General features: G+C 59.0%; 14 protein-coding genes. 5 read left to right on the top strand and 9 right to left on the bottom strand.

The window, feature by feature from the left end:
- Nucleotides 1-39: 39 nt before the first annotated feature.
- Nucleotides 40-1,314 carry a maltoporin gene (locus DCL27_RS15445; protein ID WP_005280774.1) on the bottom strand — a complete coding sequence of 425 codons (1,275 nt, stop codon included), beginning with the start codon at nucleotides 1,312-1,314 and terminating at the stop codon, nucleotides 40-42.
- A 131-nt stretch (nucleotides 1,315-1,445) separates the two neighbouring features.
- Nucleotides 1,446-2,555: a maltose/maltodextrin ABC transporter ATP-binding protein MalK gene (gene malK, locus DCL27_RS15450; protein WP_005280771.1), complete on the bottom strand. Its 1,110-nt coding sequence runs from the start codon at nucleotides 2,553-2,555 to the stop codon at nucleotides 1,446-1,448.
- A gap of 492 nt (nucleotides 2,556-3,047) precedes the next feature.
- On the opposite strand from malK, the gene malE reads away from it, so the two are divergent.
- The 3 genes from malE (at nucleotide 3,048) to malG (ending at nucleotide 6,857) form a co-directional block, all read left to right on the top strand.
- Nucleotides 3,048-4,241, top strand: coding sequence for a maltose/maltodextrin ABC transporter substrate-binding protein MalE (malE, locus tag DCL27_RS15455; protein ID WP_005297273.1), 1,194 nt, complete (start codon nucleotides 3,048-3,050; stop codon nucleotides 4,239-4,241).
- Nucleotides 4,242-4,380: 139 nt separating this feature from the next.
- Complete coding sequence (gene malF / locus DCL27_RS15460) at nucleotides 4,381-5,952, top strand: maltose ABC transporter permease MalF (RefSeq protein ID WP_228594445.1); 1,572 nt, start codon at nucleotides 4,381-4,383, stop codon at nucleotides 5,950-5,952.
- A gap of 14 nt (nucleotides 5,953-5,966) precedes the next feature.
- On the top strand, nucleotides 5,967-6,857 hold the full coding sequence (gene malG, locus DCL27_RS15465) for a maltose ABC transporter permease MalG (protein ID WP_005280762.1): 891 nt from the start codon (nucleotides 5,967-5,969) through the stop codon (nucleotides 6,855-6,857).
- Nucleotides 6,858-6,928: 71 nt separating this feature from the next.
- Here malG and psiE read toward each other — a convergent pair whose 3' ends face one another.
- Nucleotides 6,929-7,336 carry a phosphate-starvation-inducible protein PsiE gene (gene psiE / locus DCL27_RS15470; protein ID WP_005280759.1) on the bottom strand — a complete coding sequence of 136 codons (408 nt, stop codon included), beginning with the start codon at nucleotides 7,334-7,336 and terminating at the stop codon, nucleotides 6,929-6,931.
- A 243-nt stretch (nucleotides 7,337-7,579) separates the two neighbouring features.
- Between psiE and DCL27_RS15475 the strand changes: the two genes are divergently transcribed.
- Complete coding sequence (locus tag DCL27_RS15475; protein ID WP_035597797.1) at nucleotides 7,580-8,827, top strand: dicarboxylate/amino acid:cation symporter; 1,248 nt, start codon at nucleotides 7,580-7,582, stop codon at nucleotides 8,825-8,827.
- A 70-nt stretch (nucleotides 8,828-8,897) separates the two neighbouring features.
- Here the strand turns inward: DCL27_RS15475 and pgi are convergent, their stop codons facing one another.
- On the bottom strand, nucleotides 8,898-10,547 hold the full coding sequence (pgi, locus tag DCL27_RS15480) for a glucose-6-phosphate isomerase (protein ID WP_005280751.1): 1,650 nt from the start codon (nucleotides 10,545-10,547) through the stop codon (nucleotides 8,898-8,900).
- 828 nt (nucleotides 10,548-11,375) lie between these two features.
- Here pgi and lysC point away from each other — a divergent pair.
- Complete coding sequence (lysC, locus tag DCL27_RS15485) at nucleotides 11,376-12,737, top strand: lysine-sensitive aspartokinase 3 (protein WP_005297282.1); 1,362 nt, start codon at nucleotides 11,376-11,378, stop codon at nucleotides 12,735-12,737.
- A 45-nt stretch (nucleotides 12,738-12,782) separates the two neighbouring features.
- Here lysC and metH read toward each other — a convergent pair whose 3' ends face one another.
- The 5 genes from metH to parE form a co-directional block, all read right to left on the bottom strand.
- Nucleotides 12,783-16,466, bottom strand: coding sequence for a methionine synthase (gene metH / locus DCL27_RS15490; RefSeq protein ID WP_035597808.1), 3,684 nt, complete (start codon nucleotides 16,464-16,466; stop codon nucleotides 12,783-12,785).
- A 270-nt stretch (nucleotides 16,467-16,736) separates the two neighbouring features.
- Complete coding sequence (gene ftsP, locus DCL27_RS15495; protein WP_005280731.1) at nucleotides 16,737-18,158, bottom strand: cell division protein FtsP; 1,422 nt, start codon at nucleotides 18,156-18,158, stop codon at nucleotides 16,737-16,739.
- 45 nt (nucleotides 18,159-18,203) lie between these two features.
- Nucleotides 18,204-18,947, bottom strand: a complete 744-nt coding sequence (locus tag DCL27_RS15500; protein ID WP_005297287.1) for a 1-acylglycerol-3-phosphate O-acyltransferase — start codon at nucleotides 18,945-18,947, stop codon at nucleotides 18,204-18,206.
- An 89-nt stretch (nucleotides 18,948-19,036) separates the two neighbouring features.
- Nucleotides 19,037-21,313 carry a DNA topoisomerase IV subunit A gene (parC, locus tag DCL27_RS15505; protein ID WP_005280726.1) on the bottom strand — a complete coding sequence of 759 codons (2,277 nt, stop codon included), beginning with the start codon at nucleotides 21,311-21,313 and terminating at the stop codon, nucleotides 19,037-19,039.
- 185 nt (nucleotides 21,314-21,498) lie between these two features.
- Nucleotides 21,499-23,394: a DNA topoisomerase IV subunit B gene (gene parE, locus DCL27_RS15510; protein WP_005280724.1), complete on the bottom strand. Its 1,896-nt coding sequence runs from the start codon at nucleotides 23,392-23,394 to the stop codon at nucleotides 21,499-21,501.
- Between the last annotated feature and the right edge of the window lie 95 nt (nucleotides 23,395-23,489).

Consider the following 23,489-nt stretch of genomic DNA (forward strand, 5'->3'; position numbering starts at 1 on the left):
GAGCAATCTGGGCGGAGCACAAGGCACCGCCTCAGCCTATTACCACCAAGCTTCCATCTGAGCGCCGAAGGACCAGCCCGGGACGCCGACCCCGCGGTTATCACCCGGCTGGGTGTTAACCTGAATACCGTCTTGATCGGTTTTCCAGTTGTTCTTACCGTTGGCATAGGTCGTGAAGATACGGATCGCCGGACGAGACCAGACGCTATCGCCCGCCTGCCACTGCTGAGCCAGTGTCAGCTTATACAACTCGTTACGTGCGCCTGTCTTCTGTGACTTGACGTTGTCGTAACCCGCCTCGAACAGGGTGCTCATGATCGGTGTCCACTTGTACATCGGACGCACACCCGCGGTGTACCAGGTCGACCCGTTCTGCACATCATGATCGACGTTCTGGTACATGGCGACATACATCAGGCCCCATTTGTCGTTGAAGTCCATCGCACCATGGTCGAGAACCCGGATCATATGGCCGTTGTCATTCACGCTAGAGCCGCCGGAATGGCCGCTGTTGCTGGCCGTCATCGAGTCGGTCGCGTACTGCACTACAAACTTATTGAAGCCGCCCCACAGCGATTGGGTGTGTTCGGCGGTGAACATATAGCCGTCTTTGCTGGCGCCCGGCGCCAGGTAATAACCGTCATCGACGTTGGCACGGCCATAGTCGAAGCCCAACTCCAGCGAGCCGCCAGGGTTGGTCTGTAGGCCGGCCAAGCGGATGTCATACACATCGTTGGCGGTATCCTGAACCTTTCTCTTATTATTCTGATCGAGGAAGTAGGAGTAAGAGCCGCCAGACTCGGTATTACGAGTGACCGCCAGAGAGAGTTTACCGAAGCCGAGATCGATGTTTTCCAGACCGGCGCCCGGACCGGAGATATCCCAGTAGTAGAAGTCAATCATGTGGACGTCGTGACGCTGGTAATAACGCTTACCGGCCCATAGGGTCGAACCGGGTAGCCAGGTAATCACGTTCTTACCCTGCACGTTGATCTCGCGGAATGCCGGATTGGTGCTCTCCCAGTCATTCGCCTGCTCAATACCGTAGGCAACGTTGGTATCCAGGTAGAAACTCTGATCGCCACTCTTCCACAGTTCCTGGCCCAGTTTCAGCTCGGCATAGGTGTCACATTCGTTACCCAGACGGTATTTAGAACCAGCACCATCTGCTTGAAAACACTTCTGATCTCCGCCCTTGGAGCTCCAACCAATACCGGAACGGGCATAACCGTGGAAGTCGACCGCCATCGCTTGCGACGACAGGACGACGCCAGCCACGGCCAGTGCCAGCGGAAGTTTGCGCATATTCATCATTGTTCTCCTGTTTAAGGGATGCCTTACGGCGTTTTATTACTTTTCAATGCGTTATTGCAGGGTTGACACTCAACGGCGCTCTCCCTCCTCTCTCGGCCAACCTCAGCCCCTTGCCATCGAGGGAAAGAGAATCAAACGCCCGGCTCCTGATACAGCCGCCGACAGGCGCTACCATCCTCGCGAAATAGATGACAGCGCTCCGCCGGCAATCCGATGGCCAGCGTGGCGCCCTCATCGACCAGAGCCACGTCGTTCTGGCGATACACCAGGTTTTGCCGCAACGCCGGAATCTGAATATGGATCTGGGTTTCGTTGCCCAGTTGCTCGACCACCTGCACCTCACCCGAGAGGGACACCTCCGCCTGATCGCTGGGCACCAGGTGCTCGGGGCGGATCCCTAACGACAGGTTGCTACCGGGGCGCAGTCCCTCCCCCTCTACCGGCAACCAGATAAGCTGGCCATTGGGGAGTTCGACCCGAACCCGCTCCATCTGCGCCTCGTTAACCTTGACGGGCAGGAAGTTCATCTTGGGCGAGCCGATAAAACCGGCGACAAAGCGGTCGGCGGGATAGTGATACAACTCGAGGGGACGACCGATCTGCGCGATACGGCCGGCGTCCAATACCACGATCTTGTCGGCGAGGGTCATCGCCTCAACCTGATCGTGAGTGACATAAATCATGGTGCGATTCAGGCGCTTATGCAGGCGGGAGATCTCGATGCGCATCTGTACCCGTAATGCGGCATCCAGGTTGGAGAGCGGCTCATCGAGCAGAAACACATCCGGCTCTGCCACCAGGGTGCGCCCGATCGCCACACGCTGACGCTGACCACCGGAGAGTGCCTTAGGACGACGATCCAACAGGTGGGCCAGTTGCAGGATCTCGGCCACCTGATTCACGCGTTGTTGGATCACTGACTTACTCACACCAGCCAGCTTAAGGCCGAAAGACATATTGTCCGCCACCGACAGATGGGGATAGAGGGCGTAAGATTGGAATACCATGCCGATGCCGCGCTTCGCCGGCGGTACGTCGTTCATGCGGATGCCGCCGATATGCAGATCGCCGGAGGTAATGTCCTCCAGCCCGGCAATCATGCGCAGTAATGTCGACTTGCCGCAACCTGACGGCCCGACGAACACCACGAACTCGCCATCGTCAATATCCAGGTTGATATCCCGGGAGATCACGGCCTCACCGTACGCCTTATACACATTACGCAGTGATACGTTCGCCATGCGCCGCTCCTGTCCGTTACAAAGTGGTGGCCACAGCGCGCCTCGCAAGGGGGGAGGCGGAAAGAGAAACACACTGCGCCTGATTGAATGCTGTCGATGGTGCGTGAAAAACGTCCATGCTGGGATCATCCATCCACGCTTTTTTGCTGGCGGAGGGGGTAGGAGGATAGCGACAGGCGTGGCGCGGGGCGGGATGGCGTTCTAAGGGCGGAATCGTGATCCTGACTGCAAAATCAATCCAGAGATTTTGCGCTATCCCCCACAGATCACCAATTTGTGTTAAGCAGATCACAAGAAAGGCCTACAGGGCGTAGAGCGGGGGAGGATGAGAATTAGCGGGCGCTCGCTGACTATGGCAGCACATCGGAGCTCGCGCCTCCCGGTCATAGGCCGACACGCGGCTACAGCCCCATGAACGCAGCGTACGATGTGGTTCCGCCGCTTGGCGGCCCGCGCTCGTCATTTCCCCGACAGGACTACAAGGACTGCACTATGACAAAGAAATCCACGCTAAAAACCATCGCGCTCAGCGCCCTGGCCACGCTGCTCGTGTCCGGGCCGGCGTTAGCCAAGATCGAAGAGGGTAAGCTGGTCATTTGGATCAACGGTGACAAGGGCTACAACGGGCTGGCCGAGGTGGGTAAGAAGTTCGAGCAGGATACCGGCATCAAGGTCACGATCGAGCATCCCGATAAGTTAGAAGAGAAGTTCCCGCAGGTCGCGGCCACCGGTGACGGCCCAGACATCATCTTCTGGGCACACGACCGTTTCGGCGGTTACGCCCAATCCGGCCTGCTGGCCGAAATCCACCCTTCCAAGGCGTTCCAAGACAAACTCTATCCCTTCACCTGGGATGCGGTACGCTATAACGGCAAGCTGATCGCCTACCCGATCGCCGTCGAGGCCTTGTCGCTGATCTATAACAAGGACATCCTACCGAATCCGCCGAAGAGCTGGGAAGAGATCCCGGCGCTCGACAAGAAGCTGCGCGCCGAAGGTAAGAGCGCCATCATGTGGAACCTGCAAGAGCCCTACTTCACCTGGCCGCTGATCGCCGCAGATGGGGGCTATGCCTTTAAATATACCAATGGCCATTACGACATCCAGAATGTCGGCGTCGATAACGCCGGTTCCCGCGCGGGCCTCCAGTTCCTGGTCGATCTGGTGAAGAATAAGCACATTAACGCCGATACCGACTACTCCATCGCCGAAGCCGCCTTTAACAAAGGGCAGACTGCGATGACCATTAACGGGCCGTGGGCCTGGTCTAACATCGAGAAGAGCGGCGTCAACTATGGCGTCACCCTGCTGCCGACCTTCAAGGGTCACCCCTCTAAACCCTTCGTCGGGGTCTTGAGTGCCGGGATCAATGCGGCCAGCCCGAACAAAGAGTTGGCGACGGAGTTCATCGAAAACTATCTGTTGACCGACAGTGGCCTGGCCATGGTCAACCAGGATAAACCGCTGGGTGCCGTGGCGCTGAAGTCTTACCAGCAGGTGCTGGAGAAGGATCCGCGCATCGCAGCCACCATGCAGAACGCCCAGAAGGGTGAGATCATGCCGAACATCCCGCAGATGAGCGCCTTCTGGTACGCCGAGCGTGCGGCGATCATCAACGCCATCAACGGTCGCCAGAGTGTCGCGCAGGCCCTGGAAAGCGCCAAGGAGCGTATCACTAAGAAGTAAACCGAGGTTGACCCGCCGCGCGTGTACCTGTCCCCCGCAGGTCACGACGGCGGGCTCATCCCCATCGCATTAACCCGCTGCCAAAAGCGCCCTTTCGGCGCGCCGTCACCGGTGTGGCAAGTAGAATGAGGGCGTGCCCATGTCACTATCCCAAACTGAATATCCAGCCGCCGAACCCCGCCGGCTCTGCCTACGCAATGGGTTAAAATGGCTGGCGGTCGGCATACTCACGCTAGTAACCGGCTACCTGACCGTGGTTATGTATTCCCAAGGGGAATATTTATTCGCCATGCTGACCCTGATCCTGTTGGGAAGCGGGCTGTATATCTTCGCCAATCGCCGCACCTATGCCTGGCGTTATGTCTATCCAGGCATGGCGGGGATGGGGCTGTTCGTCCTGTTCCCGCTGATCTGTACTATCGCTATCGCGTTTACCAACTACAGCAGCACCAACCAGCTCAGCCAGGAGCGGGCCCAGTCTGTCTTATTACAACGCATGTTCACCAGTGGGCAGGTCTATGGCTTTCACCTGTATCCTGACGGTGACAATTGGCGTCTGCTGCTGAACGATGCCCAGAGCGGCCAACACTACCTTTCCGCCCCCTTCAACCTGGCGAAAGATGATCAGCACATTGCCATGACGGCGGTCGATCAGGCGCCGCAGGGCCAAGCCGCGACGCTACGCGTCGTCACCCAGCACCGTCAGTCGCTTAACTCCCTGGTCGCCCTACTCCCCGATGGCGCCCAGTTGCGCATGAGCTCGCTGCGCCAGTTCGCCGCCAGCCGCCCGCTCTATACCTTGGGTGAGGACGGTCAGAGTCTGACGGATAACCAGAGTGGCATCACCTATCGCCCCAACCTAGAGAGCGGCTTCTATCAGGCGGTCAATGCCGAGGGTGACTGGCGCAGTGAGCGCCTCAGTCCGGGCTTCACCGTCTCCACGGGCTGGAAAAACTTCCTGCGGGTCGTTAACGATGAAGGCATCCGCCAGCCCTTCATCAGCATCTTTATCTGGACGATCATCTTCTCCGTACTCACGGTCGTATTCACCGTCGCCGTCGGTATGGTTCTGGCTTGTGTGGTGCAATGGGAGTCACTGCGTGGACGCGCGCTCTACCGCGTCATGTTGATCCTCCCCTATGCGGTACCTGCGTTCATCTCGATCCTGATCTTCAAAGGGCTATTCAACCAGAGCTTCGGTGAGATCAACATGATGCTCAGCCAACTGTTCGGCATTCGCCCGGCCTGGTTCAGCGATCCGCTTACGGCTAAGTGTATGATCCTGATCGTCAATACCTGGTTGGGCTATCCCTACATGATGATCCTGTGCATGGGGCTGCTTAAGGCGATCCCGGAGGATCTGTATGAAGCCTCGGCGATGGATGGTGCTGGCCCGTTGCAAAACTTCTTCCGTATCACCTTGCCGATGCTCATCAAACCGCTGACACCGCTGATGATCGCCAGCTTCGCCTTTAACTTTAACAACTTCGTTCTGATCCAGTTGTTAACCAATGGCGGACCGGACATGCTCGGCACCTCGACGCCGGCCGGTTATACCGACCTGCTGGTCAGCTACACCTACCGTATCGCCTTCGAAGGCGGCGGCGGGCAGGACTTTGGCCTGGCGGCCGCCATCGCCACCCTGATCTTCCTGTTGGTCGGTGCGTTGGCCATCCTCAACCTGAAAGCCAGCAAAATGAATTTTGACTAAGGAGGCGTCTGATTATGGCCATGGTTCAACCCCAATCCCTGCGCTATCGCCTGTGGCTGACTCATCTGCTGATGATCCTGTTCATCGCGTTGATCATGTTTCCGCTGCTGATGGTCATCGCCATTTCACTGCGCCCCGGTAACTTCGCCACCGGTAGTCTGATCCCGGATACCATCTCCTGGGAGCACTGGAAGCTGGCGCTGGGCATCAGCGTGACCGGGCCGGACGGCAGCGTGACGCCGCCGCCCTTCCCCGTGCTGCTGTGGCTATGGAACTCGATCAAGGTCGCGGTGACCACCGCCATCGGCATCCTGGCGCTCTCCACCACCTGCGCCTATGCCTTTGCCCGTATGAAGTTCCGCGGTAAGTCCTCTCTATTGAAAGGGATGTTGATTTTCCAGATGTTCCCGGCGGTACTGTCGTTGGTCGCGTTGTACGCCCTCTTCGATCGCATCGGCCAGTATGTACCGTTCCTCGGCTTGAATACGCTGGGCGGGGTGATCTTCGCTTACATGGGGGGTATCGCGCTGCATGTCTGGACCATCAAGGGCTACTTCGAAACCATCGATGGTTCGTTGGAGGAGGCGGCGGCGTTAGATGGTGCGACGCCGTGGCAGGCATTCCGTCTGGTGCTATTGCCGCTCTCTGTGCCGATCCTGGCGGTCGTGTTCATTCTCTCCTTCATCGCCGCCATTACCGAGGTGCCTGTCGCCTCGCTGCTGCTGCGTGACGTCAACACCTACACGCTGGCGGTCGGCATGCAACAGTACCTCAATCCACAAAACTATCTCTGGGGCGATTTCGCCGCGGCAGCGGTTCTCTCCGCACTGCCGATCACCGCGGTCTTCCTGCTGGCGCAGCGTTGGCTAGTCGGTGGGCTGACCGCCGGGGGAGTGAAAGGTTAAGCGTTACCCTTAAAAAAAGCAGTAACCTGTGTGCGTAACTGGCGGCCTACGGGCCGCCCTTTTTTTCCTTATTATTCGCGCTTCAGGCGATCGGTATTCGCCAGATACAGTGCGATCACCAGCACCAGGATGGCGAAAGAGTAGATCAACGTATCATTCGGGCTCTCATGATCGACGATGATCAGCCGAATGATGGCCGTAATACCGATATAGATGAAGTAGCGTAACGGGAAGTGATAGCCCGACTGAAAATACTTCACGATCAGGGCAATAAACTCGAAGTAGAGGAAATAAATAACGATCCCTTCCACCAGCATGTAGGTCGATGCGTTCTGATTGGCATCAAACAAGACGCCCGCCAACGTGACGGTTTCCTTGCCCAGAAAGATCACCAAAATTGCCGCCAACGCTATCAGGCCGATATTCAAGATCCATTGCAACACCTTGGCCACCCGGTTGGCGTGTTCGGTTGCTGGCATAAGCTAACTCCTCGCTTGCAAAAGGCTTATAACGTGAGCTAGTTAACAATATTGCCGTTTAGCCGTCCATCCCCCAGCCACAAAAAAAGCGGGCAGTAAGCCATGGTGCAAATGACGACGCTCGACACGCTGAGACTTGGCGCTCCAGATAACAGGGTCGATAATGATGAGAGGCCACATGGCATAACAAAAAAACCGACGCAATGCGGCGGAAAATAACGGTTCGACAGGGATACCCATACAATGCATATACTCCGACACTACTCGTTCACCCTCTGCCTGCTACTCGGCATCCTCATCGGCGGTCTGGCCGGTGTCCTGTTCGGTGAACGGGCGACACTGGTACAACCCATCGGCGAGTTATTTCTTAACCTCATGTTCGTGGTGATCGTGCCATTGGTGTTTCTCAGTATCGCCGCCTCCATCGCCGAGATGCGCCAGATGTCACGCCTGGGCAAGATCATGGGGACGGTCTTCTCGGTATTTATCGCCACCGCCCTCTTCGCCGCCCTGATCGGCTTCACCGGTACCCATCTGTTTAATCCATTCCACAATGTGGATACCCAGGCGTTGATCGCCCATCTACCGGCGGCTCCCCAGGTGCAGAGTCGGGGGCTGGGCGAGGTGATCGTCTCCACCTTTACCGTTCCCGACTTCCTGCAATTGTTTACCAAGTCGAACCTGCTACCCCTGATTGTCTTCGCCATCCTGTTCGGCCTGGCGACCGCGCTGAGCGGTGAACAGGGGCGACCGGTAGCCCAGTTTCTCAGCGCCGGTACCGCGGTTATCTTGAAAATGGTGAAGATCATCATGTACGCCGCCCCACTGGGGTTAGGCTGCTATTTCGCCGCCACCGTCGGGGCGCTCGGGCCACAGATCATCCATGGCTATCTGAACGCCTTCCTGCTCTATTTAGTGTTGACGGTGATCTACTTCTTCGGCGCCAATACCCTGTATGCCTTCATCGCCGGCGGCCGCCCCGCGATCCGCCTATTCTGGGGTAACGTGTTTACCCCGGCCATCACCGCCATCGCCACCGCCTCTAGCGCCGCCTGTATTCCCGTCAACCTGGTGGCAAGCAAGGAGATGGGCGTACCTGCCGATATCGCCGAAACGGTGATCCCGCTGGGGGCGAATACCCATAAGGATGGCTCGGTGATCGGCGGTATCATCAAGATCGTCTTCCTGTTCACCCTGTTCGGCCGCGACATGAGCGACCCGATGAGTATTGCGGCGATCATCAGTGTCGCCTTCCTGGTCGGCGCCGTGATGGGCGCCATTCCGAGCGGCGGTATGACCGGCGAGCTGATGATCTGCGCCGTATTCGGCTTCTCTCCCGAGTTGGTCGGCACCATCATGATCATCAGCACCATCATCGACATTCCAGCGACCCTACTCAACTCCACCGGGAACACGGTATGCGCCATGTTGGTGACCCGCTTTGTCGAAGGGAAGGCTTGGCTACAACGCCGGCTGACGATGGTCGAATAAGGCCAATCTCCGACGTAAAAAAACCCGGACCAGTCCGGGTTTTTCATTGAGCGTCGCGGCGAATGTCGCGTTATGCCCGCCACGCCTTGAAGCGGTTGATCAACGCGTTGGTCGAGCTGTCGTGACTATGTACCGGCTGCGCGTCATCCAGCTCAGGCAGGATACGATTCGCTAGCTGTTTACCCAGCTCAACCCCCCACTGATCGAAGGAGAAGATGTTGAGAATCGCGCCCTGAGTAAAGATCTTATGCTCGTACAGGGCGATCAGCATCCCCAGGCTATACGGGGTGATCTCTCGCAGCAGAATGGAGTTGGTCGGACGGTTACCCTCGAACACTTTGAACGGTACGATGTGCTCCACTTCCGCCGCACTCTTACCGGCCTTAGCGAACTCCTCCTCGACCGCCTCACGCGACTTACCGAAGGCCAACGCCTCAGTCTGAGCGAAGAAGTTCGACAGCAACTTGCTGTGGTGATCGCCCAATGGATTGTGACTCATGGCCGGCGCGATAAAGTCGCACGGGATGAGCTTCGTGCCCTGGTGGATCAACTGGTAGAAGGCATGCTGGCCATTGGTGCCCGGCTCACCCCAGATGATTGGACCGGTTTGATAATCCACCACTTGACCCTCACGGTCGACATACTTACCGTTGGACTCCATGTTGCCCTGTTGGAAGTAGGCCGGGAAGCGGTGCATATACTGATCGTAAGGCAGGATGGCCTCGGTCTCGGCACCGAAGAAATTGTTGTACCAGATACCGATCAACGCCAACAGTACCGGAAGGTTATCTTGCAACGGTGCCGTGGCGAAATGGCGATCCATGGCGTGCGCGCCGCTCAACAACTGTTCGAAGTTGTCATAACCGATACTCAACGCGATGGACAAGCCGATGGCAGACCACAGGCTGTAACGGCCACCGACCCAGTCCCAAAACTCAAACATGTTGGCCGTATCGATACCAAACGCCGACACCGCCTGCTCATTGGTGGAGAGTGCCGCGAAGTGTTTGGCTACATGGCACTCATCGCCAGCCGCCTGGAGGAACCAATCGCGCGCGCTATGGGCGTTGGTCATCGTCTCCTGGGTGGTGAAGGTCTTAGAGGCCACCAGGAATAGCGTAGTCTCCGGATCCAGACGCTGCAGCGTCTCGGCGATATGGGTACCGTCCACGTTGGAGACAAAGTGCATATTCAGGTGATTTTTATAAGGGCGCAGGGCTTCGGTCACCATGTAAGGGCCGAGGTCGGAGCCACCGATACCGATATTGACCACGTCGGTAATCGCCTTACCGCTATACCCTTTCCACTCGCCACCGATGACCCGGGCGCAGAACTGCTTCATCTTCGCCAATACGGCATTCACCTGCGGCATCACATCGTGGCCGTCGACATAGATCGGCGTGTTGCTACGGTTACGCAACGCCACGTGCAGCACGGCGCGATCCTCGGTGCGGTTGATCTTCTCACCGGCGAACATGGCGGCGATCGCCGAGGAGAGATCGGTTTCACGCGCCAAGGCTTGCAGCTTTTCCAGGGTCTCTGCGGTGATACGGTTCTTGGAGTAATCGACCAGCATCTGATCGTCAAACGTAGCAGAGAACTTAGAGAAACGGTCAGCATCTGCGGCAAACAGATCGCGCATGTGCACGGATTTCATCTGTTCGAAATGCTGCTGCAGCGCTTGCCAGGCAGCGGTACGGGTCGGATTGATATTTTTCATAGCGACGCCTTTTACTTGAGTAACGGTCGGTGGTTTCCGAGGCGCGTTCAGACACGAAAGCCCCTCGCTCATTCCGGATAATCGCCGTTCCCGGGGGAACACAGGGATGACGGCATAGGGTACCGGTTCATCTTTTCCTACGTGCGTTAAATTGTATCCAATTCACGCCATGTTGCGACCCCTTTTATGGCGATCAGCCAAAACTCTCACCCCTGATACTGCCTGAGACTGACTCCATTCAGCAAGCTGTGTTTACCTCCCCGGATCAACAACGCACAGCGATGCGAATAATGACATTTTCTCGCCACATCTACCGTACCTCGCAGGAAAGGTCAGGGTGCTGCTTTTTTCAGCGGCATCATTAGTCGAAGTAATCGCTATCGGACATGCTCTGGCGCTAGCTAATTAGTAACTGGTTATTTTATTTTCTTTAATATCAATTAATTAAAATGAATAATCAGTAACGGTAATATCCATGGCGCTAAATTGAAAATCACTCATCCCCATGCCATTGACACACTCACCATAAGCCGTTATTTCTAAAAAAACGCCCTGTACATCCCGTGTACAGGCCCAAGTGTTGTCTCTGCGCCGTGGCGGCTCATGCCATATCACCGTTGCTACGATCGATCGCGCTGCAGTCGCCTGGGCCCCAGAGGGGCGATGACCTCTTGCCCCCGTCACCTCGGGAATCAATGGTAAGGTGGAATCATGGCGAAGCCGTGGCACGACGCCACGGCTTACCCGGTTAGCGCGCGCCCTGCGTCGGGCTAATGGATTGTGAGGCCGGCCAACAGGGACACCGGCCACCCTGACACGAGGCTCAACATGCAACAGACAATCATCGCGAAATTTGGCGGTACCAGCGTGGCGAACGCCGATGCCATGCTGCGCTGCGCCGATATCATCCTGTCCAACCCGGCGGTGCGTGTCGTGGTGCTCTCCGCCGCCGCGGGCGTCACCAATCAGCTGATCGCTTTAGCCGAGGGACGCGATAGCACCGAGCGGCAGCGCTTACTCGACGAGATCGCACGGATCCATGAGGAGATCCTGCACGCCCTGCCCGACAGCACGGTCGTACGTAACGAAATCGCCAGCATGCTGGATAACATCGCCATGCTGGCCGAGGCGGCCTCTCTGGCGACCTCTGCGGCGTTGACCGATGAGCTAGTCAGCCATGGCGAGCTGATGTCGACGCTGCTGTTCAGTGAATTGCTGCGTACGCGGGGCGTGGCCGCCGAGTGGTTCGACATCCGCAAGATCATGCGTACCGACGATCGCTTCGGGAAGGCCGAACCCGATCAGGAGCAACTGCAGGCGCTGGCGCAACAATACCTGGCGCCACGTTTAAACGACGCCTTAATCATCACTCAGGGGTTCATCGGCAGCGAAAGTAAGGGGCGCACCACCACGCTGGGACGCGGCGGCAGCGACTATACCGCCGCCCTACTGGGTGAGGCGCTGAATGCCAGCCGGGTCGACATCTGGACCGATGTGCCGGGGATCTACACCACCGATCCACGCATTGTGCCGGGTGCACGACGTATCGATGAGATCGCCTTTTCCGAGGCGGCGGAGATGGCGACCTTCGGTGCCAAGGTCCTCCATCCGGCGACCTTGCTGCCGGCGGTGCGCAGCGATATTCCGGTCTTCGTCGGTTCCAGTCGCGATCCCGGCGCGGGCGGCACGCTGGTGTGCAATAAGAGCGCACAACCACCGTTATTCCGCGCACTGGCACTGCGCCGCCAGCAGACCCTGCTGACGCTGCACAGCCTGAATATGCTGCATGCGCGTGGCTTCCTGGCCGAGGTGTTCGGTATTCTGGCGCGCCACCAGCTATCGGTCGATCTGATCACAACCTCCGAGGTCAGCATCGCCCTCACCCTAGACACCACGGGCTCCTGTACCGGTGGCGCCAGCCTGTTGACCAGCGCCTTGTTGACAGAACTCTCCTCGCTATGCCGGGTCGAGGTGGAGCAGGATTTAGCGCTGGTCGCGTTGATCGGCAACCAGCTCAGCAGCGCCTGCGGCGTCGGCCGCCAGGTATTCGGCGTCATGGAGCCGTTCAATATTCGCATGATCTGCTACGGCGCCAGCAGCCACAACCTCTGTTTCCTGGTACCGGGCGAAGCCGCCGACGCCGTGGTCCAAACCCTGCACGCGAACCTCTTCGAGTCCCCCTGCGCCTAAACGCAGAGAGCCGGCCTAATGGCCGGCTCTCTTATCGCGACAGACTCACTCCGGATCATAACCGAGATTCGGCGCCAACCAATACTCGGCCTCTGCCAGCCCCACCCCCTTACGCGCCGCGTAATCCTCCACCTGATCCCGTTGGATGCGGGCCACGGCGAAATACTTACTCGCGGGATGGCTGAAGTACCAGCCAGAAACCGAAGCCCCCGGCCACATGGCATAAGACTCCGTCAGACGCATGCCACACTGTGCCTCGACGTCTAACAGGCGCCACAGCGTCGCCTTCTCGCTGTGTTCCGGGCAGGCGGGGTAACCCGGTGCCGGTCGAATGCCTCGGTAATTCTCACGGATCAACTGCTCGTTATCCAACGCCTCGTCGGCCGCATACCCCCAATGCACCTTACGTACTTGCTCATGCAGGTATTCGGCGAAGGCCTCCGCCAACCGATCGGCCAACGCCTTCACCATGATCTTATGGTAGTCGTCGTGTTGGGCCTCGAAGGCCTGCGCCAGTCGCTCCTCCTCCAAGCCACCGGTCACGGCAAAGGCGCCGATATAGTCGGCGATACCGCTCTCCTTGGTGGCGACAAAATCCGCCAGGCAATAGTTAGCCCCGCTAGGCTTACTACTCTGCTGGCGCAGATGATGGCTAACCGCCAGCACCTCACGCCGGGTATCATCACGGTAAATCAGCACATCATCACCGCAGCGGTTGGCGGCAAACAGGCCGAACACACCGCGCGGCGTTAGGCTAGCATTCGCCACCAAGTCATCCAGCAGGTGGTTGGCATCCGCCAACAGGCGTCGCGCCTCCTCACCGACCACCTCGTCCTCGAGGATGCGTGGGTATTTCCCCGCCAGCGACCAGGTAAGAAAGAATGGCGTCCAGTCGATATAGCGACGCAACGTGGCGATCCCCGGCTGCACCGTCTGTACCCCGAGCTGTGGCGGGCGCGGCGGGGTGTAATGAGTCCAATCGGTCGCCAAGGCGTTGGCGCGTGCCTGTGCCAAGGGTAACGGCGGCGTGCGTGGCGTACGGCGTCCATGCTGGGCACGAGCCGTCTCATATTCCGCGCTGATCCGCGCAAGAAACGCCGGTCGCTGCACCTCGGATAGCAAAGCCGCCACCACGCCGACGGTACGCGACGCATTCTGCACATAGACCGTCGGCCCGCTATAGGCTGGGGCAATCTTCACCGCCGTATGCGCCTTGGAGGTGGTCGCTCCGCCGATCAACAACGGCAGCGTAAACCCTTGACGCTCCATCTCACTGGCCACGTTGACCATCTCATCCAATGATGGGGTGATCAGCCCCGACAGGCCGATAATATCCACCTGCTCCTCACGCGCGACGCGCAGGATGCGTTCCGCAGGCACCATCACGCCCAGATCGATGATCTCGTAGTTGTTGCACTGCAACACCACGCCGACAATATTCTTGCCGATGTCATGCACGTCGCCCTTCACCGTCGCTAACAGTACCTTACCGGCGCTGCTACCACGCTGCTTACTGGCCTCGATAAACGGTGACAGGTAGGCTACCGCCTGTTTCATCACGCGTGCCGACTTAACCACCTGTGGCAGAAACATCTTACCGTCACCGAACAGGTCGCCGACCCGATTCATGCCTGCCATCAGCGGCCCTTCGATCACCGCGATCGGGCGATCGACCTGCTGGCGCGCCTCCTCGGTATCCTGCTCGACAAACTCACCGATCCCCTTGACCAGAGCGTACTCCAGGCGCTGGGCCACCGGCCAGTCACGCCATTCCGCTCGCTGTGCCTCGCCGCTACCCTCCCCTGGGACGCCCCGATAGCGCTCGGCCAACGCCAACAGGTGCTCGGTAGCGTCGGGCGACTGATTGAGGATCACCGCCTCCGCCGCCGCGCGCAGATCGTCCGGTAGGCTGTCGTAAATCGCCAGTTGGCCGGCGTTGACGATCCCCATGTCCATGCCGTGACGGATGGCGTGGTAGAGAAAGACCGCATGGATCGCCTCACGCACCGTTTCGTTGCCGCGGAAGGAGAAGGAGACGTTGGAGACGCCGCCGGAGATCAGCGCGTGCGGTAACTGCGCCTTAATCTCGGCGCAGGCATCGATAAAGTCGAGCGCGTAGTTGCTATGCTCCTCGATACCGGTGGCGACGGCGAAAATGTTGGGATCGAAGATGATATCTTCCGGTGGGAAGTCGAGGCGTTCGGTCAATAGCTGATAGGCGCGGCGACAGATCGCCACCTTACGCTCCCGGCTATCCGCCTGCCCCTGCTCGTCGAAGGCCATCACCACCAGCGCGGCGCCGTAACGACGGACTTGACGGGCGTGCTCAAGGAATGCCGCCTCTCCCTCCTTGAGAGAGAGCGAGTTGACGATCCCCTTACCCTGGATACACTTCAACCCCGCCTCGATCACCGACCAGCGCGAGGAGTCGATCATCAGCGGCACCCGGGCAATATCCGGTTCGCCAGCGATCAGATTGAGGAAACGTACCATCGCCGCCTCGGCATCCAGCATCCCCTCATCCATGTTGATGTCGATGATCTGCGCCCCACTCTCCACCTGCTGGCGTGCGACCTCTAACGCCTCATCGTAGTTGTTCTCCTTGATCAGGCGTTTGAAGCGCGCCGAACCGGTGACGTTGGTGCGCTCACCAACGTTGACGAACAGAGTCTGCTCGTCGATGGTCAATGGCTCCAATCCGGCCAGACGGCAGGCGCGCGCCGGTAGTGGGCGCGTCCGGGGCGCGATGTTACGCACCGCCTGGCTGATGGCGGCGATATGCTCGGGCGTCGTACCGCAACAGCCACCGACGATATTCAGGTAGCCCGCCTGGGCCCATTCGGCGATCTGCTGCGCCATCGCCTGCGGCGACAGATCATATTCGCCGAAGGCATTAGGTAGCCCAGCATTGGGGTGAGCGCTGACGTAGCACTCAGCGATGCGTGATAGCTCCGCCACATACTGGCGTAGGTCTTCCGGCCCCAAGGCGCAGTTGAGACCAAAGGAGAGAGGCCGGGCATGACGTAACGAGTTGTAGAATGCCTCGGTGGTTTGGCCGGAGAGGGTACGCCCGGAGGCGTCGGTAATCGTGCCAGAGATCATCACCGGCAGCGTCACCCCGAGCTCGGCGAACTCGCACTCCAAGGCATACACCGCCGCCTTGGCGTTAAGGGTATCGAAGACCGTCTCGATCATCAGCAGATCAACCCCGCCCTCGATCAACGCGCGCGCCGACTCACGATAGGCGTCGACCAGCTGATCGAAGGTAATGTTACGGCAGGCGGGATCGTTGACCTCGGGCGAGATCGAGGCCGTCCGGTTAGTCGGCCCAAGGATACCGGCGACGAAACGCAGTTGATGCGGCGTTCGCGCCGTCCACTCATCGGCGCAGGCGCGCGCCAGACAGGCGGCCTGATAGTTGATCTCCGGTGCCAGCGCCTCCATGCGATAGTCCGCCATCGCGATGCGCGTCGCGTTAAAGGTGTTGGTCTCCAGAATATCCGCCCCAGCCTCGAGGTAGGCATAGTGGATGGCGCTGATAATATCGGGCCGGGTCAATACCAGCAGGTCGTTATTCCCCTTCAGATCACAGGGCCAGTCGGCGAAGCGATCGGCCCGGAAGTCCTGCTCACTCAACCCATAGCGCTGGATCATGGTGCCCATGCCGCCATCCAACAACAAAATCCGTTTTTCTAAGCGGCGGCGCAACCGTTCAAGCGTCGTATTCACTCTCACTCCTTGTCCCAGTGTCGGCAGCAGGCTGCCTCATCTCCCCGGTGGTTTATGCAGCAATCCCCCGTTTTTTCCATCCTAGCACAGCTGTTAGGGAGAGTGGCGGCACGCCAGTTGAGGCTTTTTCATCTACGATGCGACCACAGCAGGCCGCAAAACGCAGCGACAGGAGCAGGAGCAGGAGCAGGAGCAGGAGCAGGAGCAGGAGCAGGAGCAGGAGCAGGACATACCCCGGCCTACAAAACGCAAGCCGGGTTAACGCGCGACTTATTGGGCCGGCTGGACCACCATCTGACCGACACTACCGCGATCGGCCAATTCCAACGTCCCGCTATAAAACAAGAAGGGGAAATGCTCCGAGGAGGGCTGCGGGAAGTAAACCAGTAACGAAACCTCGCCATCGACCCACACGCTATCCTTCCAGCCATGATCTTCGACCAACGGCGGGGCATTATTGACACTCTTCACCAGGAACTGTGCCCCCTGAATGTAGAATGACTGAGGCGTATCGGCGCGTACCGTCCAACGCTCCCAGGTTCCCTGACGGGCCTGGATATCGATGCGGCCAGCATCCCACAAGGCACCGTTGATGCCGGGATGCGAGGCACTGCCCAGCATGATGCTACGGTTATTGACCACGTCGCCTTCCGGCAACGGCTCGGCGCCCAAGCGGGTTGGCAGGGTATCGGTCATCAACGGTAGCAGCCCGGTTGGACGTAGGGTCAACACCCGCGTAGAGACTAACATCGACGAGGGTTCGAACAGCCCACGCAGGCGATCCATGATCCCCGCCGCCTCACCGGCGGTGATGGCGACCTCCTCACCCTTGCTCATGTCGATCAACACCTCACGCCGCTCGCCTGGCGCCAAGGGCAGCGTCTCCGCCTGCAACGGCGCCGGTAACAGCCCCTGATCGCTGGCGATGACGAAGAAGGGACGGCCATCGGAAAGCTGCAACAGATAGCGACGCGAATTCGAGGCGTTAAGTAGACGCAGACGCACCCAGCCACGCGACACCTCGACATAGGGGTCCTGCACTCCGTTAACCAAGAGGGTGTCACCGAGGAAACCGCCCGAGGAGGGGGGATCGTATTCCGGCACACCGAAGTTATCCAGGCGCTTATCCTGGAGGATCAACGGAAAGTCATCCACGCCATAGTGGTTGGGCAGCGGTGCATTCTTGCTGTACTGATCCTCCACCAACCAGAGACCCGCCAGGCCGTTGTACACCTGCGGCGCCATATGGCGTGGGGTATCCGCGTGATACCACAGCGTCGCCGCCGACTGGCGGATGGGCAACACCGGAGACCAGTCCACACCGGGCGACATCTGGCGTGCAGGTCCACCGGCCAGCGGGCCGGGCACCAGCAGACCGGCGACCTCCATTGCCACCGCTTCATTCAGGCGGTTGCTGTAAATCAACTTCACATCATCGCCGCTGTGCACCCGCACCGTCGGCCCTAAATAGACGCCGTTGACACCCCAGGTACTGACCTTACGCGTCCCCATGAATGCCCAGTGTGTCCGCTCCAACGACAGAAACAACGGCTGACCTCGGCGTGACTCCAACAGCGGGGGCACCGGTAGCGCGGCCTGCGCCCCGCCACTCGCCCGAGCCTGTAACGGCAATCCGCTGGCGCACAGTGCCAAGCCGGAGGCCTGAATAAACCGACGTCGACTGAGTGACATAACTTCTCCCGTAAATCCAAAAAGGGCACCGTGCGGGCGATCCGCTTAGGCGCGTTTCGCCGTCTGCGCCTCACGCGCCGCCACTTCGGCATCCAACTGTTTTATTTTGTCGGCCATCAAGGTGCGGCAATGCTCGGCCAGCTCACGCACCTGATCCTTACGCCAGCCGCTGGTATCGATCGGCGGCAACATCTCGACGATCACCACGCCATTATTCCAACGATTGAGCTTCACCTTGTCGTGGGTATTGGAGACGCAGATCGGTATGATCGGCACCCCGGCCGCCAGTGCCGCGTGGAAGGCTCCGGTCTTGAACGGCATCAATCCCCGACCGCGGCTACGCGTCCCTTCCGGGAACATCCAGAAGGAGATGCGGCGAGAACGAAACTGCTCCACCACTGCGGCGATGGTGTTGTGCGCCTTGGCACGGTTATTCCGGTCGATCAATAGGTTACCGGTCAACCAATACAGTTGGCCGAAGAAAGGGATCCATACCAAGCTCTTCTTACCGACGGTTACCGTGTTGGGTTGCACCGCGTTGGAGGCGGTGACCATATCGTAGTTGTTCTGGTGGTTAGCAATGTAGATCGCATTACCATAGTTTGCCGCATCTGGCGGCAGGCGTGTCTCTACCCGTAGGCCAAACAGCGGAGACAGGCGGCCAAACCAGTGACCGAAGCGCGCCACATGACGTGGGTTACGCGGGCTGAACAGGCAATACAGCGAACCGACGATACAGATCACGAGACATAACAACGTAACCAGGATGACCCGAAGAATAAATAACATAACAACCTCGATAAACTGAATGGCGAGCGGCACGCCCTGACGCACCGGCCCGCAGAGGCCGCCCGAGGGCGGCCCGAGTATGACTCATCTTATTCGTCGCCGTCCGCGCCCAGACGCGGCGGCTGCGCGGTCTCCACGTCGACCCGTTCGACACGCTGCAATCCACGCGGTAACTGCGTGCCTTTGCGCCCGCGTTCGGCACGGAACTTCTGCAGATCCTGCGGTTTCATCACCAGTTTACGCTTACCGACATGCAACGTCAGCGTAGTCTGCGGCGCCAGCACCAACAGCCATTTCAGGGTATCCTCACCGGCGGCGGCTTGAGCGGCGGGGATGGAGACGATCTTGTTCCCCTTGCCCTTCGACAACTGCGGCAGATCATGCACCGGGAACATCAGCATGCGCCCGGCCTGAGTAATGGCCAGCAGCATATCATCGTCGCCGTGGATCGCTAACGGCGCTAACACCTTGGCATTCTCCGGCAGGGTCAGCATCGCCTTACCGGCACGGTTACGCGCCACCAGATCGCTGAAGGTACACACGAAGCCGTAACCGGCGTCGGAGGCCATCAACAGCTTCTGGTTATCCGCCGCCATCAGCACATGCTCGATCGTGGCCCCCGGCGGTGGTGTCAGCTTGCCGGTCAGCGGCTCGCCCTGACCACGCGCCGACGGTAAGGTCAATGGGTCAAGGGCATAACTACGACCGGTGGAGTCAATAAACACCACCGGTTGGTTGCTCTTACCGCGCGCGGCGGCGCGAAAGCTGTCGCCAGCCTTGTAATTCAACCCGCTCGGATCGATGTCGTGTCCCTTGGCGCTGCGCACCCAACCGCTCTCGGATAACACAATGGTCACCGGCTCGCTCGGGACGAAGTCATGCTCGCTCATCGCCTTCGCCTCGGCCCGCTGGTGCAAGGGGGAACGACGCGCATCGCCATAGTTCTGGGCATCGGCGATGATCTCTTTCTTAATCAGGGTGGCGAGTTTACGCTCGGAGGCCAACAACGCCTGTAGGCGGTCACGCTCCTGCGCCAGTTCGTCCTGCTCGCCGCGAATTTTCATCTCTTCTAAGCGGGCCAATTGACGCAGTTTTAACTCCAGGATAGCCTCGGCTTGCGTCTCACTGAGACCAAAACGCGCCACCAGCACCGGCTTCGGCTCATCCTCGGTACGAATGAGGTGGATAACCTCGTCGATATTCAGGAAGGCGATCAGTAAGCCTTCTAGAATATGCAGGCGCTTGAGTACCTTCTCCAGGCGGTAGTTGAGGCGACGGCGCACCGTCTCGCGGCGATAGCTCAACCATTCCGTGAGGATCTCACGCAGATCCTTCACCGCCGGGCGACGATCCAGCCCGATCATGTTCAGGTTAATGCGGTAGCTCTTTTCCAGATCGGTGGTGGCGAACAGATGGTTCATCACCTGATCGAAATCGACGCGATTGGAGCGCGGCACAATCACCAGGCGTGTCGGATTCTCATGATCCGATTCGTCGCGGAGATCCTCCACCATCGGCAGCTTCTTACTGCGCATCTGGCTGGCGATCTGCTCCAACACCTTAGCGCCCGAAGTCTGGTGTGGCAGAGCACTGATGACGATCTCGCCCTCCTCCTTCCTCCAGACCGCGCGCATCCGTACCGACCCCCGCCCGGTGCGATAGATCTTACGGATCTCGTCGCGCGGGGTGATGATCTCCGCCTCGGTAGGGAAGTCGGGGCCCTGGATATGCGTTAGCAGATCATCCAGTGAGCTATCTGGGTTGTCCAACAACGCCACCAGGGCGTTAGCGACCTCGCGCGCGTTGTGCGGCGGGATATCCGTCGCCATACCGACGGCGATACCGGTGGTGCCGTTCAACAGGATGTTAGGGAGACGTGCCGGCAGGTATTTTGGCTCCTGCAACGTACCGTCGAAGTTAGCGGTGTACTCGACAGTGCCCTGCCCCAGTTCGCTGAGCAGCACTTCGGCATAGCGCGACAGGCGTGATTCGGTGTAACGCATGGCGGCGAAAGATTTGGGATCGTCCGGCGCCCCCCAGTTCCCCTGGCCATCCACCAAGGGATAACGGTAGGAAAAAGGCTGCGCCATCAATACCATCGCCTCGTAACAGGCACTATCGCCATGCGGATGGTATTTACCTAGCACGTCACCGACGGTACGTGCCGACTTCTTGAATTTCGCGCTGGCGTTCAGCCCCAGCTCGGACATCGCATACACAATGCGACGCTGGACCGGTTTTAGCCCGTCGCCGATAAAGGGCAACGCGCGGTCCATGATGACGTACATGGAGTATTGCAGATAGGCGTCTTCAGTAAACGCCCGGAGCGCTACACGCTCACTGTTGTCATGAGTCAGATCGCTCATTGGTCATCCTCTGGACGCGGCCATGGCCCATTCGGGCCGACGACTGCCATAAAATCATGCGATGGCCGCGATAGTAACGTATTTTTTATCCGCCTGTCACAGCACGCCACGCGGGTATGCCGCCATGCGGAAGAAAACAGAACAGGCCACCCGCAGGCAGCCTGTCGGATAGCGGGCAAGGCGCTTTACACATCCAACTCGGCCAGGTTGCCATTCTCTTGCAGCCAATTGCGGCGATCCTCGGAACGCTTTTTCGCCAACAGCATGTCCATCACCGCCACGGTACGCTCCATCTCCTCGTCATCAATGGTCAACTGCACCAGGCGGCGCGTGTTAGGATCCAGTGTCGTCTCGCGCAGTTGTAGCGGGTTCATCTCACCCAACCCCTTGAAGCGCTGCACATTCGGCTTACCCTTCTTGCGTTTCAACTGCTCCAGCACTCCCGCCTTTTCCTCCTCGCTCAGGGCATAGAACACCTCTTTGCCGAGATCGATGCGGTACAGCGGCGGCATGGCGACATAGACATGGCCGGCTTGCACCAACGGGCGGAAGTGGCGTACAAACAGCGCGCACAGCAGCGTGGCAATATGTAATCCATCCGAGTCGGCATCGGCCAGGATGCAAATTTTGCCATAACGCAGCTGGCTCAAGTCATCACTGTCCGGATCGATACCGATGGCGACCGAGATATCGTGCACCTCTTGCGAAGCCAGCACCTCATCGGAAGAGACCTCCCAGGTGTTAAGGATCTTCCCCTTGAGCGGCATGATCGCCTGGTATTCGCGGTCACGCGCCTGCTTGGCGGAGCCGCCCGCCGAATCCCCTTCCACCAGGAACAGCTCGGTACGCGCCAAATCCTGGGCGCTGCAATCCGCCAGCTTACCCGGCAGAGCCGGGCCGCTGGTCAGCTTCTTACGCACCACCTTCTTCGCCGCTCGCATACGACGCTGGGCGCTGTTGATGGCCAGTTCGGCCAATTGCTCGGCGGCCTGGACGTTTTGGTTCAACCACAGGCTGAAGGCATCCTTGACCACGCCAGAAACAAATGCCGCGCACTGGCGTGAAGAGAGACGCTCCTTGGTTTGACCGGCGAACTGCGGATCCTGCATCTTGACGGATAACACATAGGCGCAGCGCTCCCAGATGTCGTCGGCGCTCAGTTTCACCCCACGCGGCAGCAGATTACGGAACTCACAGAACTCACGCATCGCATCCAAGAGCCCCTGACGCAGACCGTTGACATGCGTCCCCCCTTGCTGGGTCGGGATCAGGTTAACGTAACTCTCCGTCAGCAACTCACCGCCCTCGGGGAGCCACAGTAGCGCCCAATCCACCGCCTCGCTCTCCGTCGCGAAAGTCCCGGTGAATGGCTGCTCTGGCAGGGTCACCAGGCCATTGACCGACTCCATCAGGTAATCGGTCAAGCCATCTTGGTAGCACCAGCGCTGCTCGCTACCGTTGACCAGATCGCGGAATAGGATCTCAACCCCCGGGCAGAGCACCGCCTTGGCCTTTAACAAATGGCTTAAACGCGAGACGGAGAAACGTGCCGAGTCAAAGAACTGTGCATCTGGCCAGAAGTGGACACTGGTGCCAGTGTTGCGCCGCCCCACCGTGCCGGTAACATGCAGCTCCTCCACCTTCTCACCGTTTTCGAAGGCGATCTGGTAGATCTGACCATCACGGCGTACGCTGACCTCTACGCGATGCGACAGGGCGTTGACGACGGAGATCCCCACGCCATGCAGACCGCCGGAGAATTGATAGTTTTTATTGGAAAACTTGCCACCGGCGTGCAACCGGCACAGGATCAGCTCGATGGCCGGCACCCCTTCCTCAGGGTGAATGTCGACCGGCATCCCGCGGCCATCGTCAATCACCTCCAGGGATTGGTCGGGGTGCAAGATCACCTCGACTCGTGTGGCATGGCCTGCCAGAGCCTCATCGATGCTGTTATCAATCACCTCTTGCCCCAAGTGATTGGGACGGGTGGTATCGGTATACATACCCGGGCGGCGGCGCACGGGTTCAAGGCCGCTGAGCACCTCGATGGCGTCGGCGTTATAGCTGGATTGAGTCATCTTATGAGTCGTAAAGTCGATGTTTGTCACTCAGATGGGAAAAGCAGGGGATCCCGCCAATGCGTCCCCTGCTTTACCCACCCATCTCGTGTGGC

This window comes from Edwardsiella tarda ATCC 15947 = NBRC 105688, assembly GCF_003113495.2.
Taxonomy (GTDB): domain Bacteria; phylum Pseudomonadota; class Gammaproteobacteria; order Enterobacterales; family Enterobacteriaceae; genus Edwardsiella; species Edwardsiella tarda.